General features: G+C 37.2%; 24 protein-coding genes, 1 tRNA gene and 1 other annotated feature. Of the genes, 20 read left to right on the top strand and 5 right to left on the bottom strand.

What is annotated here, in order from left to right; all coding sequences use genetic code 11:
* Positions 1–31: 31 nt before the first annotated feature.
* Complete coding sequence (gene menC, locus FC27_RS00295) at positions 32–1,159, top strand: o-succinylbenzoate synthase (protein WP_010623691.1); 1,128 nt, start codon at positions 32–34, stop codon at positions 1,157–1,159.
* 86 nt (positions 1,160–1,245) lie between these two features.
* Here the strand turns inward: menC and FC27_RS00300 are convergent, their stop codons facing one another.
* Entirely contained in the window at positions 1,246–1,440 is a 195-nt protein-coding gene (locus tag FC27_RS00300; protein WP_010623690.1) for a DUF3042 family protein, read from the bottom strand.
* 90 nt (positions 1,441–1,530) lie between these two features.
* On the opposite strand from FC27_RS00300, the gene miaA reads away from it, so the two are divergent.
* Together miaA and FC27_RS00310 are read left to right on the top strand one after the other, a co-directional pair.
* Complete coding sequence (gene miaA, locus FC27_RS00305) at positions 1,531–2,448, top strand: tRNA (adenosine(37)-N6)-dimethylallyltransferase MiaA (protein ID WP_010623689.1); 918 nt, start codon at positions 1,531–1,533, stop codon at positions 2,446–2,448.
* 103 nt (positions 2,449–2,551) lie between these two features.
* Positions 2,552–2,625: transfer RNA gene (locus FC27_RS00310), tRNA-Arg, on the top strand.
* Positions 2,626–2,704: 79 nt separating this feature from the next.
* On the opposite strand, the gene FC27_RS00315 is transcribed toward FC27_RS00310, so the two are convergent.
* From FC27_RS00315 to FC27_RS12125, 3 genes are all read right to left on the bottom strand, one after another.
* A complete protein-coding gene (locus FC27_RS00315; RefSeq protein WP_010623688.1) occupies positions 2,705–3,388 on the bottom strand; it encodes a hypothetical protein in 684 nt (227 codons plus the stop codon).
* The gene (locus FC27_RS00320) at positions 3,378–3,791 is read right to left on the bottom strand and encodes a hypothetical protein (RefSeq protein WP_010623687.1); all 414 of its coding nucleotides are present in this window, start codon (positions 3,789–3,791) and stop codon (positions 3,378–3,380) included. The genes FC27_RS00315 and FC27_RS00320 overlap by 11 nt, the downstream gene beginning before the upstream one ends.
* Before the next feature lie 136 nt (positions 3,792–3,927).
* Positions 3,928–4,056, bottom strand: coding sequence for a hypothetical protein (locus FC27_RS12125; RefSeq protein ID WP_268869675.1), 129 nt, complete (start codon positions 4,054–4,056; stop codon positions 3,928–3,930).
* 373 nt (positions 4,057–4,429) lie between these two features.
* On the opposite strand from FC27_RS12125, the gene FC27_RS00325 reads away from it, so the two are divergent.
* The 14 genes from FC27_RS00325 (at position 4,430) to recN (ending at position 14,960) form a co-directional block, all read left to right on the top strand.
* Positions 4,430–4,690 (top strand): hypothetical protein, encoded by a 261-nt coding sequence (locus FC27_RS00325; RefSeq protein ID WP_010623686.1) that lies wholly within the window; start codon positions 4,430–4,432, stop codon positions 4,688–4,690.
* Positions 4,691–4,796: 106 nt separating this feature from the next.
* Positions 4,797–6,485: a glycosyltransferase family protein gene (locus FC27_RS00330; RefSeq protein WP_029508104.1), complete on the top strand. Its 1,689-nt coding sequence runs from the start codon at positions 4,797–4,799 to the stop codon at positions 6,483–6,485.
* A gap of 44 nt (positions 6,486–6,529) precedes the next feature.
* Positions 6,530–6,596, top strand: a sequence feature (ribosomal protein L21 leader region).
* A gap of 11 nt (positions 6,597–6,607) precedes the next feature.
* A complete protein-coding gene (gene rplU / locus FC27_RS00335) occupies positions 6,608–6,919 on the top strand; it encodes a 50S ribosomal protein L21 (RefSeq protein ID WP_010623684.1) in 312 nt (103 codons plus the stop codon).
* A gap of 5 nt (positions 6,920–6,924) precedes the next feature.
* Positions 6,925–7,269 (top strand): ribosomal-processing cysteine protease Prp, encoded by a 345-nt coding sequence (locus tag FC27_RS00340; RefSeq protein WP_010623683.1) that lies wholly within the window; start codon positions 6,925–6,927, stop codon positions 7,267–7,269.
* Positions 7,270–7,281: 12 nt separating this feature from the next.
* Positions 7,282–7,554: a 50S ribosomal protein L27 gene (gene rpmA, locus FC27_RS00345; protein ID WP_010623682.1), complete on the top strand. Its 273-nt coding sequence runs from the start codon at positions 7,282–7,284 to the stop codon at positions 7,552–7,554.
* A gap of 131 nt (positions 7,555–7,685) precedes the next feature.
* Positions 7,686–8,249, top strand: coding sequence for an elongation factor P (gene efp, locus FC27_RS00350; RefSeq protein WP_010623681.1), 564 nt, complete (start codon positions 7,686–7,688; stop codon positions 8,247–8,249).
* 25 nt (positions 8,250–8,274) lie between these two features.
* Positions 8,275–8,691 carry an Asp23/Gls24 family envelope stress response protein gene (locus FC27_RS00355; protein WP_010623680.1) on the top strand — a complete coding sequence of 139 codons (417 nt, stop codon included), beginning with the start codon at positions 8,275–8,277 and terminating at the stop codon, positions 8,689–8,691.
* A gap of 5 nt (positions 8,692–8,696) precedes the next feature.
* The gene (gene nusB / locus FC27_RS00360) at positions 8,697–9,104 is read left to right on the top strand and encodes a transcription antitermination factor NusB (RefSeq protein WP_268869674.1); all 408 of its coding nucleotides are present in this window, start codon (positions 8,697–8,699) and stop codon (positions 9,102–9,104) included.
* A 37-nt stretch (positions 9,105–9,141) separates the two neighbouring features.
* The gene (locus FC27_RS00365) at positions 9,142–9,990 is read left to right on the top strand and encodes a bifunctional methylenetetrahydrofolate dehydrogenase/methenyltetrahydrofolate cyclohydrolase (RefSeq protein WP_010623678.1); all 849 of its coding nucleotides are present in this window, start codon (positions 9,142–9,144) and stop codon (positions 9,988–9,990) included.
* Positions 9,983–11,332: an exodeoxyribonuclease VII large subunit gene (gene xseA, locus FC27_RS00370; protein WP_010623677.1), complete on the top strand. Its 1,350-nt coding sequence runs from the start codon at positions 9,983–9,985 to the stop codon at positions 11,330–11,332. Before FC27_RS00365 ends, xseA begins: the two co-directional genes overlap by 8 nt.
* Positions 11,325–11,567, top strand: a complete 243-nt coding sequence (locus FC27_RS00375; RefSeq protein WP_010623676.1) for an exodeoxyribonuclease VII small subunit — start codon at positions 11,325–11,327, stop codon at positions 11,565–11,567. The genes xseA and FC27_RS00375 overlap by 8 nt, the downstream gene beginning before the upstream one ends.
* The gene (locus FC27_RS00380; RefSeq protein ID WP_010623675.1) at positions 11,567–12,415 is read left to right on the top strand and encodes a polyprenyl synthetase family protein; all 849 of its coding nucleotides are present in this window, start codon (positions 11,567–11,569) and stop codon (positions 12,413–12,415) included. Before FC27_RS00375 ends, FC27_RS00380 begins: the two co-directional genes overlap by 1 nt.
* A gap of 8 nt (positions 12,416–12,423) precedes the next feature.
* Positions 12,424–13,251, top strand: a complete 828-nt coding sequence (locus FC27_RS00385; protein WP_010623674.1) for a TlyA family RNA methyltransferase — start codon at positions 12,424–12,426, stop codon at positions 13,249–13,251.
* A gap of 11 nt (positions 13,252–13,262) precedes the next feature.
* Positions 13,263–14,960, top strand: a complete 1,698-nt coding sequence (recN, locus tag FC27_RS00390) for a DNA repair protein RecN (RefSeq protein ID WP_010623673.1) — start codon at positions 13,263–13,265, stop codon at positions 14,958–14,960.
* Here recN and FC27_RS00395 read toward each other — a convergent pair.
* The gene (locus tag FC27_RS00395) at positions 14,952–15,287 is read right to left on the bottom strand and encodes a hypothetical protein (protein ID WP_010623672.1); all 336 of its coding nucleotides are present in this window, start codon (positions 15,285–15,287) and stop codon (positions 14,952–14,954) included. The two genes, recN and FC27_RS00395, sit on opposite strands and share 9 nt — an antisense overlap.
* 178 nt (positions 15,288–15,465) lie before the next feature.
* Between FC27_RS00395 and gmk the strand changes: the two genes are divergently transcribed.
* From gmk to priA, 3 genes are all read left to right on the top strand, one after another.
* Entirely contained in the window at positions 15,466–16,080 is a 615-nt protein-coding gene (gmk, locus tag FC27_RS00400) for a guanylate kinase (RefSeq protein WP_010623671.1), read from the top strand.
* A 1-nt stretch (position 16,081) separates the two neighbouring features.
* Complete coding sequence (gene rpoZ, locus FC27_RS00405) at positions 16,082–16,339, top strand: DNA-directed RNA polymerase subunit omega (RefSeq protein WP_010623670.1); 258 nt, start codon at positions 16,082–16,084, stop codon at positions 16,337–16,339.
* A 213-nt stretch (positions 16,340–16,552) separates the two neighbouring features.
* A complete protein-coding gene (priA, locus tag FC27_RS00410) occupies positions 16,553–18,931 on the top strand; it encodes a primosomal protein N' (protein WP_050901039.1) in 2,379 nt (792 codons plus the stop codon).
* The last annotated feature ends 6 nt before the right edge of the window (positions 18,932–18,937 follow it).

Genomic DNA, 18,937 nt, shown 5'->3' on the forward strand with positions numbered 1-18,937 from the left:
TCAAGGCTTCTTTATTTGTATGGTGAGAAAATTGAAAATTATTGAATATAAAATGCATCAATTTAGATTAGAATTAGTTCAGCCTTATCGATTTGCTGAATCAACTTTTCGTTATCGACCAATCAATATTGTTGCGATTAAAGATGAATTAGGTAATGTAGGTTTAGGAGAGGTTGAAGCTTTTGAATTTCCAACCTATATCGAAGAGATACAGGCAGATTGTGTCAGGATCCTGAAAACACGGGTGTTGCCACTGCTGGGTTCCAAAGAATTTGACACACCATTTGAGTTCAGTCGTTTCATAAATTCAACCAATGCACCATATATGGCTCGCGCAGCGGTAGAAATGGCCATTTGGGACTTGTTTTCGAAGCGGAACAATATCTCGGTCCAAAAGCTGATTTCTCTGGCTGTCAGCACAAATCAGCCTTTAAAAAAGCAAGTCTCAGTTGGAGTTGCCATTGGAATCAAGACCAATGCTGAACAAATCATTCAGGAGATCGAACATCAATTGGATCTTGGCTACACACGTATCAAATTAAAGGTCAATCATACATATACAGTAGGAATGCTCAAACAAGTCCGTCAGGTATTTCCTAAAGAAGAGATAATGATCGACTGTAACTCTCAATTTTCATTGCGTGACAAAAACTTTTTCCAAAACATCGACGGACTAAACTTTTCCATGATCGAGCAGCCTTTTTCTCAAAAAGATTTTCGCAATCATGCTAAGCTCCAGTCACATTTGATGACACCACTGTGCTTAGATGAAAATATTCGTAATAGTGAAGATATTTGGAAAGTCGTCAATCTTGGCGCAGCCAAAGTTATTAATATGAAACTTGCTAGAGTAGGCGGGATTGCCAATGCATTAGCCCTGACTGTTTTAGCCGAAAATCAGGGTTTAAAAGTTTGGTGTGGGGGAATGTTAGAGACTGGCATCGGACGCGCGTATAATTTAGCCTTAGCAAGTATGCCATTTTACAGTTTTCCTGGTGATATTTCTGCTTCTAATCGCTATTATAAAAACGATGTTATCCGAGAGGATTTTCAATTAGAAGATGGGAAATTGAACGTACCTGAAAAAGTAGGTTTAGGTGTGACTTTAAATCCCGTTGCGAAGGCAAAATTCAATCAAGATGAGTGGATCAAAATATAAAAAAAGATCAAATCCACGGTGGAATTTGATCTTTAATTTTTATTCAATTTTTCAATCATATATGAATGATTGAGTGAAAATCTTCGTTAACCTTGATGAGCTTGTAGGCTCTTTCTGTTTGCACGACGACGGTTTGCTTCGATTCTTTCGTTTTCAGCATCTTCAGGTTCGATCACTGATTTCTTGAAAGCATGAAGAGCACCGTATACAGCTGTAGCTGTAGTTAGTGAACCAAAAAGGAAGCCTTTAACAAAACGAAAACGTTTTTCTTTTTTAGCCATATTGATTCCTCCAATCTTCACTACCATTATGACTTATTTTGTTAAAAAATTCTATAAATTACCAAGATTATTGACTTAAGGAGTGTTATTTTGACAAAAGTTATCGCAATAGTTGGTCCAACTGCCGTAGGGAAAAGTGCTCTTGGTTTACAATTAGCCAAGGAATTCCCTGGGGAGATCATCTCTGGTGATTCTATGCAGATTTATCGACATTTAAATATCGGGACGGCCAAAGATTCACCTGACGAATTAAAGATGGTACCGCATCATTTAGTTGATATTTGTGATGTTGATCAACGATACACTGTAAAAGATTTTCAAAGTAACGCCCGCAAAATCATCCAACAATTGACAAAGGAGAATATAATACCCTTCATCGTTGGAGGAACCGGTTTCTATTTAAATTCTTTGATCCAAAATCTAGACCTTGGTGGTCAACAAGACGCTGATGATAGTTTACGTTCAAGGATTTCTAAAATTGAACAAGAACAAGGTATCGATGGTTTGCAAGATTATTTGCAACAACTCGATCCGAAAGCTTATCAAAAAATTGATATTGATAATCCCAGACGTGTGATTCGTGCAATCGAAGTGTTTGAAACTAGTGGACATTCAATAACTGAACAAGAGAACGGCCAAAGTTTCGCTGAATTTTATTTGATTGGGCTGACTGATGACAGACAAAAGCTTTACCAACGGATCAATTCTCGAGTCGATAAAATGATTGACTTGGGCTTAATCAATGAAGCTCGTCCAGTATATCAACGTCAAAAAGATATTCCCCAAGCTAAAAATGGTATTGGGTATAAGGAATTGTTCCCATATTTTGCTGGTGATGCTAGTTTAGATGAATGTGTGATTGAGATAAAAAAGAATTCACGTCATTTTGCCAAACGACAACTGACTTATTTTCGCAATCAAATGCAAGTCAACTGGCATAATATCAGTGAAGAACCTGATTACTTGGAAAATATTCGCACAGAAGTAAGCAAATTCTTAGCCAAATAGCCAAAAATAAAGGGATTTAATAGGGTCGACCATAAAAAGTTTGTATTTTTTAAATTCGTCGTTGACAGACAACCACCCGTTTCTCTATAATAGTACAAGTGATGTCACAGTGGCTCAGTTGGATAGAGCAACGGTCTTCTAAACCGTAGGTCGCGAGTTCGAATCTCGCCTGTGACATAATTAGATATTTTAGATAAATATCCATTAAAAAAGGTTATCGATAGTTATTAAACTATTGATAACCTTTTTATTTTATTCATTTGACTAGTCCATCAACTGATTCGCTGATAATTCGTTCAGATTTGGTGGCAGGAAGCTTCATGAGCTTTTTATTTGGTCTTCTAAAGAGTTCATACAAGTAATACCCATTTGCATTCTCGAAGAGTTCTGGGTAGTTTCCTGATTGAATATAATCTGAGTAATCACTGTTTAGTGAATTAATATTACTTTGATTGAAGTAGACAGCGAAAGATAACTTATTTTTTTCAGTTGTCGCAGTTTGATAATTATCGACACCATAAAAGATGACACCTTTCTTGGCGAGATCATAGGAACAGACAGCTTGCAATTCGTCGGCTAATTGACTAAATGAATTAGCTGAGCTGTTACCTGAAGAAACATCGACATTATTAAGTTTCACCATTAAAATTTTCGTCTTATCAGCAACTTGCACTTGGTCGATCGAAGCGGCATTGTTGTCAGCAAATTTATTTTGCAGATAGGCCTCTATTTGCTCCGCACTAGCATCCGGACCAGGTCCCTTTGGCGTACCGTCTTTATTGCAGGAAGCAAAACTGACCACGATGGCGACGATGATAACGATAAAAACGGCAATCAGGGTAATGATAGTCCGAATCGTCAGTCGTTTATTGATTTTCTTCTGCTCATCGATCTGAGTTTTATCCCATTTTGGCAACTTGTTTGAAGGTTTATTGTTCATCGTATGACATTTCTTTACTTTGAGTAAGTTTCATCAGAGGAAGTTTTTGCCGAAAAAGTTTTTTCGAATTAGTATCTCGGTAGTGGAGCTCAATTAATTTTGGATCAGCTTCTTTTTCTGGTAGCTCAATCGTAATCGTTTGTTGTGGCGCAAAAGAGATTCCGTTTACGCCCTCGAAATATTTAGTTTCTGGTGTTAAGAATAAATCTTCGATGATTGCTTCAGAATTTCCAGTGTTTTTAAGGATATAATGGCAATCGTTGAGTTCTTCGATGGTGAAGTAGGGTCGATGGATCCTTTTTTGATGTCGAATCAATCGATAAAAGGGGATAGGGATCAAAACGACACCACAAATTACAGCTATAGTAAGTATTCCCAATAATATTGCTTGAATAATTTGCATAAAATCACCTCGCTAAAAGTTCATTCACTATTATTTTACAACATGATAAGATTTATATTACAAAATAAAAAAGCAAACCTACTAAAGTAGATTTGCTATCGTTTAAGATTTAAAATTTAACTTAAATTTTGGTGTATTATTCAATATTGCCGATACTTTCAAGTTCAGATAATTCTTTTCGTCGTGCCTTAATGATCTTTTCCAATTCATCAAGATCGATAATGGTCGATTTCTTTCGAATGAAGCTCCGCGCTGATGATCGCATGGCGATATAGTTAGCTCGCTTCCGGTTTTTACGATGCCATTTTTTGTTGGCTCTTTTTTGTGCCTCTGTTAGTACTATAATTACTCCCCTAAACTTACTAATGAAAAGATTATAAACAGTAATCGTATATGAAAGCAAGTCAATATAAAAATAATTATGTAAAATACAATAGAATTGTAATTTTATCGTATTTTAAAAACCAGATTTTGAATAAACAATTAGGATTGTGTTAATTAATAGAATCATTTTATATAATTACTATTAATTTAATAAAAATATATTGCAAACCCCAAAAATTAATTTTAATATGAATGTGAAATGTGTATAATAAAAATATTGCAGTATATTCTAGGGAATTTTCGAGGTGTGATACTTGGAAGGAAAGTATTCGTTTGTATTTACGATTGCGTTCATTATTGTTGACTTAGTTTTTGCTATTTTAGCAAAGATTGGTCGGATCGATAATGTCGTTGGAATTATAGCGGGCATGATTTTAGTCATTGCTCTCTACATTATTACGAGATTATTTGCACGAATAAATACACCGAAGGGGCGGTTTACTTTATCTCTCCTGAGTGCTGTTTTTATCTTTTTAACAGTAGTGCCATTGGCGGCAACGTCTGTCGTTGCTTAATATGATAAATTTAGGATTGAGGCAATCAAATTTGCTTTAGTCCTTTTTTTATTGATATCAATACCTGTATACTATTTACATTAGGTTTTTTTAGGAGGAACTCTTCGTGAAAAGGCGCACATCTCGAACTGTTATTTTAGGAACTATATTTTTAATATTAAGTGTTTTATATACGTTATTATTAGTCCCACAAGGTTATTTAAGATTCATGGATAGTTACGATATTCTTTTCCACATGAATCGGATTGGAAGCTTGGGGAACATCTTAACCTCGCCAGTCAACTTTGATTACTGGGGTGGGGTTGGCAATATGACCAGTCTTTTTTATCCTTGGTTGACAGTATTGCCGGGGTTTTTGATTTTTCATTTTGCCAATGATCCGATGTTAGACTATCTGATCTTGATTGGGGTCGTGACGTTCTGTACTTTTGTAAGTTCTTACTTCTTCATGAAAAAGTTTTCTGAAAATACGCTTCAATCATTTTTGTTTTCAATTATTTACACGTTAGCATTCTTCCGAATGGCCAGTGTCTTTTATCGTGCTGGAGTTGCAGAATTTATCTGCTATATCTTCATACCAATGTTGTTTTATGAATTTTATCAATTGTTGGTCGGTAAGTTTTCCAAATGGCCACTGTTTGCTTTAGCCTTTACCTTGATCACTTTGACCCATCCACTGACGGCTTTTACGACTGTTATTATTATGGTGCCAATTTTGTTACTAGTGTTATTTTCCAAACGGGCTCATAGTATTAAATATTGGCTACACTTAAGTCTGAGCGGGGTAGAAGCAATTGCAATGGTATTATTAACAACGATTGGCTTTACCTTGCCAATGTATCAGCAGCAAAAGTATATTCCTGTTAATCGTCCAGCCGTTGTGAACTTAGCGCAGACAGCTAAAGATCCAATCAAGTTGTTCCAAGATGCTTTGAGTACAGATCTGAGAAATTACTCCTTTGGGATAATCATGATCCTAGCCTTGATTTTCCTAGTCATTTTCATTTGGAAAGATAAGTTGGTTTATAAAATGGTAGGAATAGAAATGTTGTTGGCACTGTTGTTATCAACCAATATCATTCCTTGGGCCAAACTCCAAGATACATTCTTCAATTATCTGCAATTCCCATGGCGCTTTTTAAATCTGTTCACCTTCTTCGCAGCCATTTATTTAAGCTACGGACTAGCGAGACTAGTCAATAAGCGCTCATCACTGTTGAAATTATTAATGATGGTCGTAGTTTTAGTAGGTTGTGGTAGCCAGGTTTATGTCAGTGGGATGCAATTAAGTAAACAGATCACCACTGCAGTTGACCCAAATAAGTTGGTTTACCATCCGAAAAATAAATTTGTCCAAAAATATACTCAAACAGATTATTACCCGCAACGCAGTATTGAGTATCATGCTCAAATTCGTGCTCATCAATTCTTGGTCAATGGCAAGAAAGTCCATATTAGGGAACATTCTTCTAGCAACGTATATTCATTTAGCTACTATAGTCAAGAGCCGGCGAAAATCGATATTCCAGTTTTAGTCTATAAAGGATTAAGTGTCACAATCAATAATGAGCCAGCGCATTACGATATTTCTAAACGTGGAACCGCCTTGTTGAAGACTAAACCTGGGCAAAATAAGGTCCAATTGCGGTATCATTACTCAACGGTCGCAAAAGCAGCATTGAGCTTGAACGCTGTGGCTCTATTAGTATTAGTTTGGCTATGCATTAATAACGGCAAATTTCTTTATCAGAAAAAAGATATTAATAAAGTGGCTAAAAATGCTGAAAAAAGTTGAAAATTATATTGAACTTTGATATATTTTATTAGTTGCAATCACTATTGCATCTACAACCGCTCAAAATTAGGTTTAAGCTTCGGCACCTAATTGGCGAGTCTTAGAAGGGAGTGTACACACATATGTACGCAATAATTAAAACAGGTGGTAAGCAATATAAGGTTGAGGAAAAAGATTCAATCTTTGTTGAAAAACTTGACGCACAAGCAGGAGATACAGTGACATTTGATGATGTTATTTTAGTATCTGACGGTAGCAGTGTTAAAGTTGGAGATCCAGTCGTAAAGGGAGCTTCTGTCACAGCCAAAGTTGAAAAACAAGGCAAGAACAAGAAGGTTGTTACTTACAAGTACAAACCTAAGAAGCATTCACATACAAAAACTGGTCACCGCCAACCATATACAAAAGTAACTATTGACGCAATCAAAGGTTAATAATTATGATTAAAGCAAGTTTTCATCGAAATGATGATAAAAAGATCGATTCACTGATGATTTTAGGCCATGCCGATTCTGGTCCTTATGGACAAGATATCGTTTGTGCCGCGGTCTCAGCTGTGACGATTGGAACAATCAATAATCTCGAGAAACTTACCAAGATCCAACCTCAAATTGTATTAGATGAGGTCAACGGTGGTCACCTTGGCTGCCGTATAACAGATGCTGTTTCACATGATTCAGCTTTATTGCTAGAAAACCTATATGAGACATTGTTAGATATCGCAGATAGTTATCCTGACAATATAAAAGTTATGCTACAAAAAAATACAATTGAATTTAATTAGGAGGTAAACTTCATGCTTAAAATGAATTTACAATTTTTCTCTCACCATAAAGGTGGAGGTTCAACTGCCAACGGTCGTAACTCTGCTGGACGTAGATTAGGCGCAAAGCGTGCTGATGGTCAAGAAATCACTGCCGGTGCAATCATTTACAGACAACGTGGAACAAAGGTTCATCCTGGATCAAACGTTGGCCGTGGTGGCGACGACACATTATTCGCTCTTAAAGACGGTGTTGTTAAGTTTGAAAGACTTGGCAAAGACAAGAAAAAAGTTTCAGTATACTAAGATAAACCGTAAAGAGGACATGGTCCTCTTTTTTTTATATAAACAACTCGATAATATTGCCATTAAGCTACTAGTATTGGTAAAATGAAGAGAACGTTGCTAATTACACATTAAGGATTGAGGAGATAAATATGTCTATTTCAGTAAACGAGTTTAAAAACGGTCTGACAATTGAAGTCAAAGATGGCATTTGGCGTGTCATTGAATTTCAACATGTTAAGCCTGGTAAGGGGAGTGCTTTCGTTCGTTCAAAGTTAAAGAACTTAAGAACTGGTGCTGTTCAAGAAATGACTTTCAGATCAACTGCTAAAGTTGAAAAAGCTACGATTGATAACAAGAAGATGCAATATCTATATGCCGATGGTGACAATCACGTCTTCATGGATATGACAACTTACGAACAATTGACGATTCCAGCTGAACAAATTCAAGAACAATTGAAGTATTTGAAAGAAAATACTGAAGTAACTGTAATGATGTACAACGGTGAAACTATCGGAGTAGATATTCCAAATACGGTTAACTTAAAAGTTGTTGAAACAGAAGCTGGTATCAAAGGTGATACACAATCTGGTGGATCAAAACCAGCTACAATGGAAACTGGCCTGGTTGTTCAAGTACCATTTTTCGTTAATGAAGGCGACATGTTATCAATCAATACACAAGATGGAACATACATCTCACGTGCAAATTAATTCATAGTTATTGGAGATAAAGTTTATGGCTGATCAAAAATACGTAACATTACAAGATGATGGGAAGGTCAACGGTAACGTTGAGATTTCTCATCAAGTCATTGAGATCTTACTTGGTATTGCAACAAACCAAGTTGAAGGTGTCTATGAAATGCGTGGTACAATATCTAACCGTATCAATTCACTATTTGGTAGAATGAACCATGGAAAAGGTGTCGATGTCGTTTTTCAAGACGGCAACGTGACTGCTGATGTTTTTGTTTATTTAGAATATGGTGTTTCGATACCTAAAGTTTCTTTTGAAATACAGAGATCAGCTATTGAACAGCTTAAATTCATGACCGATATTGACATATCACAAATTAATGTACATGTTGTTGGCTTGATCGCCAAAAAGTCCAACGGTGACGTTGAACGAGTAACAACAGACAAAAAGGAATAATATCAGTGAATATAAATAGACACGAAATTAGAGAACTCGCAGTGCAGACACTTTTTTCTATTGATTCGACCAAAGATGACGTTGAAAGAGCTATTCAATCAACTATGTCTTTAACTGATCTTGAACAAGAGGAAGTTCCCGATTATTTAACTTTCCTTGTTTCTGGTACTTTAGATAAAGAATCTGAATTGGACTCACAAATTTCAAAACAACTAAAAGACAAGTGGACGATCGGACGTTTGTCACGAATTGACCGTGCCATTTTACGCATGGGACTATTTGAAATGCAAAATAGTTTGGAAGTTCCAAAAAAAGTTGCCATCAACGAAGCAATCGAACTCGCCGGAAACTTTGGCGATGATGATTCTAAAGCTTTTGTTAATGGTATCTTATCTAACTTTGTTGAAGGGTAGGCTGGTACAATGTACCAGCCTTTTTGGGTAAATTAACATGATTTTATTAGATGGAAAAAAGGTAGCAAGTGCACAAGATGAAAAAATGGCACAAAGAGTTGCTGCCGTTAAGGAAAAGGGAGTAACCCCTGGCATTGCTGTTATTTTGGTAGGTGATAACAGTGCCAGTGCTGTCTATGTGCGTAATAAACAACGTAGAGCTGAAAAATTAGGGATGAATTCTCAATTGATCCATTTTGAAGCTGGAGTTACAGAAAAAGAATTACTAGATAAAATTGCTGAATTGAATAATGATCCGCAAGTGGACGGATTTTTAGTTCAATTACCATTACCAGATACTATTGATGAGGATCGTGTTATCAATGCGATTGATTCTTCAAAAGATGTTGATGGATTTGCACCTGACAATGTGGGTCATTTGTGGATCGGCGAACCTCATACTAAACCAGCAACAGCAGCTGGAATTTTAACGATGCTAGATTATTACGATGTTGATCTTGATGGTAAAAATGTGGTTATTATTGGTCGGAGCAACATCGTTGGTAAACCAGTCGCAGCCATGATGCTAGCAAAAAATGCAACTGTGACAATTGCTCATTCGCATACTAAGAATTTGAAAGAATTGACTAAAACTGCTGACGTTTTAGTAGTTGCGATTGGAAAAGCTAAGTTTGTTACCAAAGATTATATTAAAGATGGCGCTGTAGTCATTGACGTCGGTATGGATCGTGACGAAAATGGCAAGCTCTGTGGTGATGTAGATTTTGATGATGTTAAAGATACGGCTTCAATGATCACACCAGTTCCTGGTGGGGTTGGGCCAATGACGATTACAGCATTAATGGAGCAAGTCATTGAACTTGCAGAGGATCGAGCAAATGGATAATTCCGAATATTTAACGGTTACCGCACTAACGCAATACATTAAAAGAAAATTTGACGTGGACCCATATTTGGGCCACGTTTATTTGACGGGTGAGATTTCAAACTTTCGTTTCCGTCCCAATGGACATCAATATTTTTCATTGAAAGACGATAAAGCAAAAATTTCTTGTATGATGTTCAAAAGTGCCTTCAGTCAGGTGAAGTTTCGTCCTGAAGAGGGTATGAAAGTCCGTGTCAAAGGGCATGTTTCTGTTTTTGCAGCCAATGGTGCTTATCAACTTTATATTGACTCAATGGAACCTGATGGTTTAGGTGCCTTATACTTGGCCTACGAACAATTGAAGAAAAAATTGAAGCAGATGGGTGTTTTGGATCTGCCAAAAAAGACGATCCCAGCTTTTCCTAAAAGGATTGCCGTGGTCACTAGTCAATCTGGCGCAGTCATTCATGATATCATGACGACTGTCCAAAGACGTTATCCAATCGTTCAATTGGTCTTGTTTCCGGCTCAAGTTCAAGGAGATGCTGCTGCTCAGACCATTGTTGAACGCTTGAAACAGATCAATGAGATGGGTAATTTTGATACCATTATTGTTGGTCGTGGTGGAGGTTCGATTGAAGACCTTTGGCCATTCAACGAAGAAATTGTTGCCGAAGCCATTGTTGCTAGCAAGATCCCGGTCATTTCTTCTGTGGGCCATGAAACAGATACAACGATTGCTGATTTAGTGGCTGATTTACGAGTAGCCACACCAACTGCTGCCGCCGAACAGGCGACACCAGTCTTAAGGGATGTCTTGGTTCAAATTCAAGATTTGAATACCCGTATCTTTAACGCTCAAAATAAAATATTGAATGATTATCGACAAGAAGTTGCCAAGTATTCTGAAAATGTCTTTTTACAGCATCCGGAACGTATCTACGAGGTCTATGCGCAAAAGGTCGATAATTTGCGGTCACGTTTAAGACAGACTATTACAGATCGCACTGGAAAAGAAAAGCAACGTCTTTGGAATATTGAGACTCAATTGGTCAATGTATCACCCCGGGATCAGATCAATCGATCACAAAATCGTTTGAACACTGATTTACAACGGATAGCACTGTCGATGAATCGATCAATCAATTCGAAAAAGAATAACTTTAGTAAGCAAGTGGCAGCTTTAGATTCTTTGAGTCCTTTGAAGACTTTGGGTCGTGGCTACGCTATTGCTACTGATGACAGTGGTAACGTCTTGAAACAGGCAAGTGATTACCAAGTTGATCAACAGATCAATTTGCGTGTTGCCCATGGACAGGTTAGAGTAATTACGAAAAACATTAGTGAGGATAATAATGGCTGAGAAGAAAAAAACTTTTGAAGATAATATGGCAGATTTAGAAAAAATCGTTACAGATCTTGAAGCTGGCAACGTTCCTTTAGAGGAAGCTATGGAAAAATTCAAGACTGGGGTTACTTTGAGTAAAAAACTCCAAAAAACTTTGACCGATGCCGAAACGACTGTTACTAAGATCATGTCAAAGGATGGAAATGAGTCAAATCTAGAAGATAATGATAGTAAGGATAATGATCAATAGTGGAAATCAAAAGTTTTCAAGAATTTCATAAAAAAATATTGCCTGAATTTGATAAGTTTTTAACTGACAAATTAACTGCTGAAATAAAACAACCAATGATGAGAGATTCAATGCTTTATTCATTGAATTCTGGTGGAAAAAGAGTTCGGCCGATGCTGATGTTAGCAACGGTCTATTCTGCTGGCGTTAAATATGAAGATCTACCGAAATATTTTGATATTGCTGGTGCAGTTGAATTGATCCATACCTATTCTTTGATTCATGATGATTTACCGGAGATGGATAATGATGATTATCGTCGTGGTAAGTTAACGTCTCATAAAGAATTTGGGACTGGTCCAGCTGTTTTAGCTGGAGACGGTTTATTGACTCAAGCTTTTTATTGGATTGCTAAATCTGATTTGGATACAAGTAAAAGAATGGCAGCTGTTCGGATATTAAGTCATAATGCTGGCCCGATGGGGATGGTTGCAGGTCAGATGACCGACATCACCAAAGAAGATAAAAAATTGAATATCGATGAATTGACCGCATTGCATAAACAAAAGACAGCTGATCTGATCTCAGCTGCAATTACGATTGGAGCTTCATGTGCTAATCATCAATTATCTAAGGAACTTGTCGCTTATGCTGAAGATGTCGGCTTAGCTTTTCAATTAAAAGATGATCTCGATGATGCTGATGATGGAGAGGATGCCGACAAGAACACCTTCCCTAATTTGATCGGCAAACAGGCGACTCAAGAAAAATTACGTAATTTAGTTAATGAAGCCTTAAATGCAGTATTAAAGGAAGAAAAATTTGACAAAAATCTCTTAGTTAGCTTCTTAGAGTATTTCAAGAAATAGGTGAAAAAATGGCGAAAAAACGTGTTGATGTTCTATTAGTAGAACAAAATCTTTTTGACTCACGGGAACAGGCAAAACGTTCTGTTATGGCAGGCGAAGTTTATAATCAAGACAATTTACGCTTCGACAAGCCAGGAGAAAAAGTTGATCCTGAAACAATTTTTCACGTAGTTGAAGGTGCTCATAGTAAGTATGTTAGCCGCGGTGGTTATAAATTAGAGAAGGCCGTTGAATCTTTTGGGATTGACTTGAAAGATCGAACTTGTTTAGACATTGGTTCTTCAACTGGTGGTTTTACAGATGTTGCGTTGCAAAATGGCGCCAAATTAGTCTATGCCTTGGATGTTGGCTATAATCAATTGGCTTGGAAATTACGTAGTGATGATCGTGTTGTTGTTATGGAACGGGTAAACTTTCGTTACAGTAAACCTGAAGATTTTCATGATGGCTTACCTCAGTTTGCAATGACTGACGTATCATTTATTTCCCTTGAGCTGATCATGCCAACAATGTTCAATATTATAATTCCTGGTGCTGATGCGGTTTGCTTAATTAAGCCACAATTTGAAGCTGGTCCAGAAAATGTTGGTAAACATGGTATTGTCCGTGATCACAAGGTACATCAAATGGTCCTCGAAAAGATTTTGAATTTTGCTGCTGAGACAGGATTCAATGTTACTGGATTAGATTTTTCACCAATCAAGGGTGGCGAAGGTAATATTGAATTCTTGATGCATATCCAAAAGCCATTAGACACGAATGAAGATGGCAAGATAGAAGACAACGTATCGATTGAAAAGACAATGGATGCAGCATATGCAAATCTGAATAAATAGCTGGTGATTCAATGTTAAAGAAATTAATTATTAATAATTTTGCTATCATTAGTCAATTGCAACTTGATTTTAAAAATGGCATGACCGCTTTGACTGGGGAAACTGGTGCTGGTAAATCAATCATTATTGATGCTCTCGGTTTATTGGTCGGTAGTCGTTCGTCAGTTGATTTTGTACGAACAGGCCAAAATAGTTTGACAGTTCAGGGTCTATTTGAGGTTTCCAAAGATAGCCCTGTTTTTGCTGTTTTAGATAAGTACGGAATCAAGCATGAAGATAATCTATTGATCATCAAACGTGAGATCAATCGGAAGGGGCGCAATGTCTGCCGAGTCAATAATGAATTAATCAAAACGACTGTTTTAAAAGAGATTGGTCGTTACTTAGTAGAAATACATGGTCAAAACCAATCTCAGGAACTATTAGATGAAGACAATCATATTGATATCCTAGACCGCTATGCTGACGATTCTTTTGTTTCACTACTAACTGACTATCAAACTCAATTCAGTGACTTACAAGCTAAAAAAAGCCGTTTAAGAGCAATTCAAAAGGATTCTCAGAATATCGCCCAAAGAATTGATATGTTGAAGTTTCAAATTGAAGAGATCGATAGTGCCCAAGTAAAATCCGGCGAGGATGATCAATTGGATGAAGAAAAAAATCATCTCGCTAATTTTGAAAAAATCAGTACCGCTTTGCAAAATAGTTATGAAATATTGTCAACTAATAGTACTGGTGCAGTAGATTCTCTGGGAAAAGTCAGACAGGAATTAGAAGATATCAAAGAATACGATTCTGCTTATCAAGAATTATATGAATCGATCGACGGAGCTTATTACCAAGTCCAAGATGACATGGCCACTATTTCAGATCAGATCGATGGACTAGATTTTGATGAAAATCGTCTTGATGAGATTCAAAAACGTCTGATTGTTTTAGACAATCTCAAAAAGAAATATGGACCAACTTTAGATGAAGTTATCCAGTTTGGTAAGGATGCTCATGATGAGTTATCAAAGATCGATATGGACGATAACTCACAGGACAAACTAGAAAAACAGATTGATCAGCAACAGGCTAAATTAATGAAGATCGCAGAAAAAATCTCACAGCAACGTCATGAAACTGCCAAAACTTTGATCAAATCAATCAATCATGAACTAAAAGATCTTTATATGAAAAATGCCCGCTTCGACGTTGATTTCAAAATTTTAAATTCTGATAATATGACTGAAAAAGGCATCGACCAAATTCGATTCACTTTAAAAACTAATTTGGGTGAAGATTATAAGCCATTGGTCAAAGTAGCATCTGGTGGTGAACTGTCACGTGTGATTTTGGCGTTCGAATCTATCATTGCTGAAAAAATGAATGTCGAGACGATTGTCTTTGATGAAATAGATACTGGTGTAAGTGGTCGGGTTGCCCAATCAATCGGTGATAAGATCTATCGAGTCGCTTCGGCATTACAGGTTTTGTGTATCACCCATTTACCACAGGTTGCTGCCATGAGTGACCAACAGTATCAGATACAAAAAAAGACTGCTCATAATAAGACCGAAACTGAGGTCTCATTATTGAACAGTCAAGCTCGGATCGAAGCAATCTCCCTGATGTTAGCGGGAACAAAAATCACTGATTTGACTCGTGAACATGCTAAAGAGCTTTTGGAACTTGCCCAAGGAGAGCAAGAAAAATTAGATTGATCCTGCTAAGTTGATAGATTTTACTTCAGATAATTCAAAAATTTTATAGAAACTTGAAGATACCTTCATAATATATTTCTTTTGACCGATAGCTTTGACCAGAGTGCCTTGGTACTGTTGATTGAGCGTCGTCGTTAAAATAATTGTGTAATGTTGTTCAAGACTTTGTTTAGCAAATAGGTTGAGTTGATCTGTTGGCATTTGAATTAAGTCGAGTGGAATATTTTCACCGAAATTGAAATCAAAAGTACGATCGATCAAGTCACTGGTTGTTTGGATCAAATTTTGAGCAAAATGGTTATTTGTTAAGCGCGATTGAAGTTGCATTTATATACCCCCGAACGTTTGTTTGCATCTACATTATACGAACAGGGGTTCGCATAAACAAGCTAATTTTAACTTTTCTTAACTATTTTGTTTTGTAATGCTGTGAAAGGCTTGAAGTAAGAGCAATTATATTGCAAAATAGAAACAATATATATAATTAGATAGTAGGGATAAGTTAATGTCATCAAAGGGTATGTTAATAGTTTTATCTGGTCCTTCCGGTGTCGGTAAGGGAACTGTTAGAAAAGCAATGTTAGAAACATCTACGGTCAAATTTGATTATTCTGTTTCGATGACGACTCGTAATATGCGTCCAGGCGAACAAGACGGAGTCGATTATTATTTTAGGACCAACGAACAATTCGAGAACGAAATCAAAAATGGTGGAATGCTCGAATATGCTAAATATGTTGATCATTATTACGGAACGCCATTAAAATACGTTCAACAAAAGCTCGATGCTGGAATCGATGTTTTGTTAGAGATTGAAGTTAATGGTGCTATGCAAGTGCGCGAAAAAATGCCAAATGGCGTCTTCATTTTCTTAACACCACCTGATTTGCCAAGTCTACGTAGTCGGATCACACATCGTGGCACAGACGATCAAAAGACCATCGACAAACGGATGGAACAAGCCAAAAAAGAAATTGCTATGATGTCAAACTATGATTATGCGGTAGTAAATGATAAAATACCTAACGCAGTGAAAAATATCGAAGGTATAATTAGAAGTGAACATCTAAGTGTGCCTCGAGTAATTGACAAATATAAAAAAATAATAGGAGAAGATTAATATGATTAATTATCCATCAATTGATAAACTTTTAGATCGAGTTGATTCTCGTTATTCATTGGCCGTTTTAGCAGCTAAAAGAGCCCATGAACTTGAAGCCGGTGATATTGAATTATTGAATCACTATGAATCACCAAGAACTATTGGTAAAGCTTTCGAAGAAATTGCTGATGGAAAGATCGAAATCGATCCAGACTCAATTCTCCTTGAAAAAGATGCTGAAAAGATCGAAGAAGAAAAAAGAGACGAAAATAACTAAATATTCTCGTTACATTAAGAATTGGCTTTGAGCGTGCCATGATCTTGTGATTTTTAAAAATCAATTTCAAAACTCGATATTTTTATCGGGGCAGTTCATTCCTTCACGGATTGTCGGATAGATGATTGTGGAGGTTTTTTTATTTTATTGGTAAAGTTTTATTAGGTGGTGAATAAATTGGCAGTAGCTTCAGTAATAGTTGACGTTCCAACCATGCAAACTAACCGACCATTTGAATATGAAATACCATCCGCTTTAACTGATGTCGTTATTCCTGGCGTCCGTGTCGAAGTTGGATTTGGTCGTGGAAAACGTAAGATTCAAGGATTTGTCATGGAAGTAAAGAAAACTAGTGATTTTACAGGAAAACTCAAACCGATCATTCGTGTGATCGATGTTAAGCCAGTTCTTTCATCAGAAATGATCAAATTATCTTATTGGTTAGCAGATCGGACGTATTCTTTTCAAATATCATGTTTACAGACGATGCTACCAAATGTGATGCGAGCTAAATATAAACAATTTATTCAAGCAGCACCAGGATTTGAGCAAGATCCAGAAGTCCAACAACTCTTAAATGGACATCTGTTAGTAGAGCTGACTAATGATACGACTGATGAGAAAATCAAAGAAATAGCTCATTTAAAGAGATCTGAAAAAATCAATATTGAATATGTAGTTGAGAATCAAGCTAATTCCCTGACCAGACAAGCGGTAACGACCGAGTTATCAAAAGATGCTTTGCTCAAAAGTCGTGAAGGATTAAGGAAAAACGCTTTGGCTCAACAAAAGCTCTATGATTATTTGATCAAGGAATATGACAATCTTCCGGTCGAATCGAGTGTGATCGAAAAACAAAATGATATTGCCCGTTCCACTTTGAAGACCGCCGAAAAAAATGGTGCTGTAAAATTTGTCGAGATCACCAAACGTCGGAAACCGGTTGGGATAATTCCGGAACAACAAAAGGCACCAACGTTGACCGATGAACAGTCAGAAGCTGTTTCGAAGATAAATTCTGCTATCGATAGTAATGATCCCAAAACTTTCTTGATTGAGGGTGTTACTGGTAGTGGGAAAACGGAAGTTTATTTGCAAACGATGCAACAAGCTTTGAATCAGGGGAAGACTGCCCTGATGCTCGTCCCGGAGATTTCTTTGACGCCTCAAATGGTCAATCGAGTAGTCGGCCGTTTCGGTGATCAGGTGGCTGTCTTGCACAGTGGCCTGTCCAGTGGTGAAAGATATGATGAGTGGTCACGGATCGAAGATGGTTCGGTCAAAGTGGTCGTTGGTGCTCGTAGTGCAGTCTTCGCCCCTTTGAAAAACATTGGTATCATCATTATTGATGAGGAACACGAAGCAAGTTACAAACAAGATGATAATCCTCGTTATCATGCACGTGATGTGGCTTCATGGCGCTCGAAATTTCATAAAGAACCATTGGTATTAGGAAGCGCAACACCTAGTCTGGAATCCCGGGCTAGGGCTGAGAAGGGCGTTTATCAAATGATCTCGATGAAGAAGCGAATCAATGATCATCCACTGCCACACGTTCAGATCGTCGATATGCGGGATGCTGAAAATTCAGCTGTTAAAGGTGATTTTTCACCGCTATTGAAAGATAATATCTGGCGAGCAATGAAACGTAACGAACAGGCTATCGTTTTACTTAACCGTCGTGGTTATTCATCATTTTTGATGTGCCGGGAATGTGGTTTTGTTTTGAAGTGTCCTAACTGTGATGTTTCACTGACATACCACAAGAATCTTGGTAAAATGAAGTGCCATTACTGTGGACATGAGGAACCTGTCCCTCATATTTGCCCTAATTGTAAGAGCAAAAAAATCGGTTTTTATGGTACAGGTACCGAAAATATTGAAAATCAATTAAATGAAATGTTTCCTGAAGCCCGTGTTTTACGGATGGATGTTGATACAACACGTCGCAAAGGTTCACATGCAGCCATCATCAAACAATTTGGTGAGCATCAGGCTGATATCTTATTGGGTACTCAGATGATTGCCAAGGGCTTGGATTTTCCTGATGTGACGCTAGTTGGGGTCATCAATGCTGATACGACACTGAGTATTTCCGATTATCGGGCCAGCGAGCGGACATTTCAACTATTGACACAGGTTAGTGGCCGGGCTGGCCGGGCTGACAAAGAAGGCCATGTCATTATCCAGACGTATAATCCTGATCATTATGCGATCAAGGACGCAGCTAAGCAGGATTATGAGACCTTTTTCAAGCAGGAAATGTATTTAAGACACCAATCAGGTTATACGCCTTATTATTTCACGACTTTAGTTAGTGTTTCCCATCAAGATGAGGGCCAAGCTTTGAAACAAAGTTTTTGGCTAAAAAAGCAATTGCAGGCCGTCTTATCGGACCAGGCTGTCTTACTCGGACCAAGTCCGACAATGATTTCTCGAAAACAGAACAAATATTTTTATCAAATTATTGTAAAATATAAGCGGGGGCCCGAATTACATCAACGACTATTGGAAATACTTTCTGAAACGCAATCGGAAACTAAGAGAGGATTTACAATAGCCATCGATAATGAGCCACAACATATTGATTAACGGAGG

The organism is Companilactobacillus versmoldensis DSM 14857 = KCTC 3814 (genome assembly GCF_001434295.1).
GTDB lineage: Bacteria > Bacillota > Bacilli > Lactobacillales > Lactobacillaceae > Companilactobacillus > Companilactobacillus versmoldensis.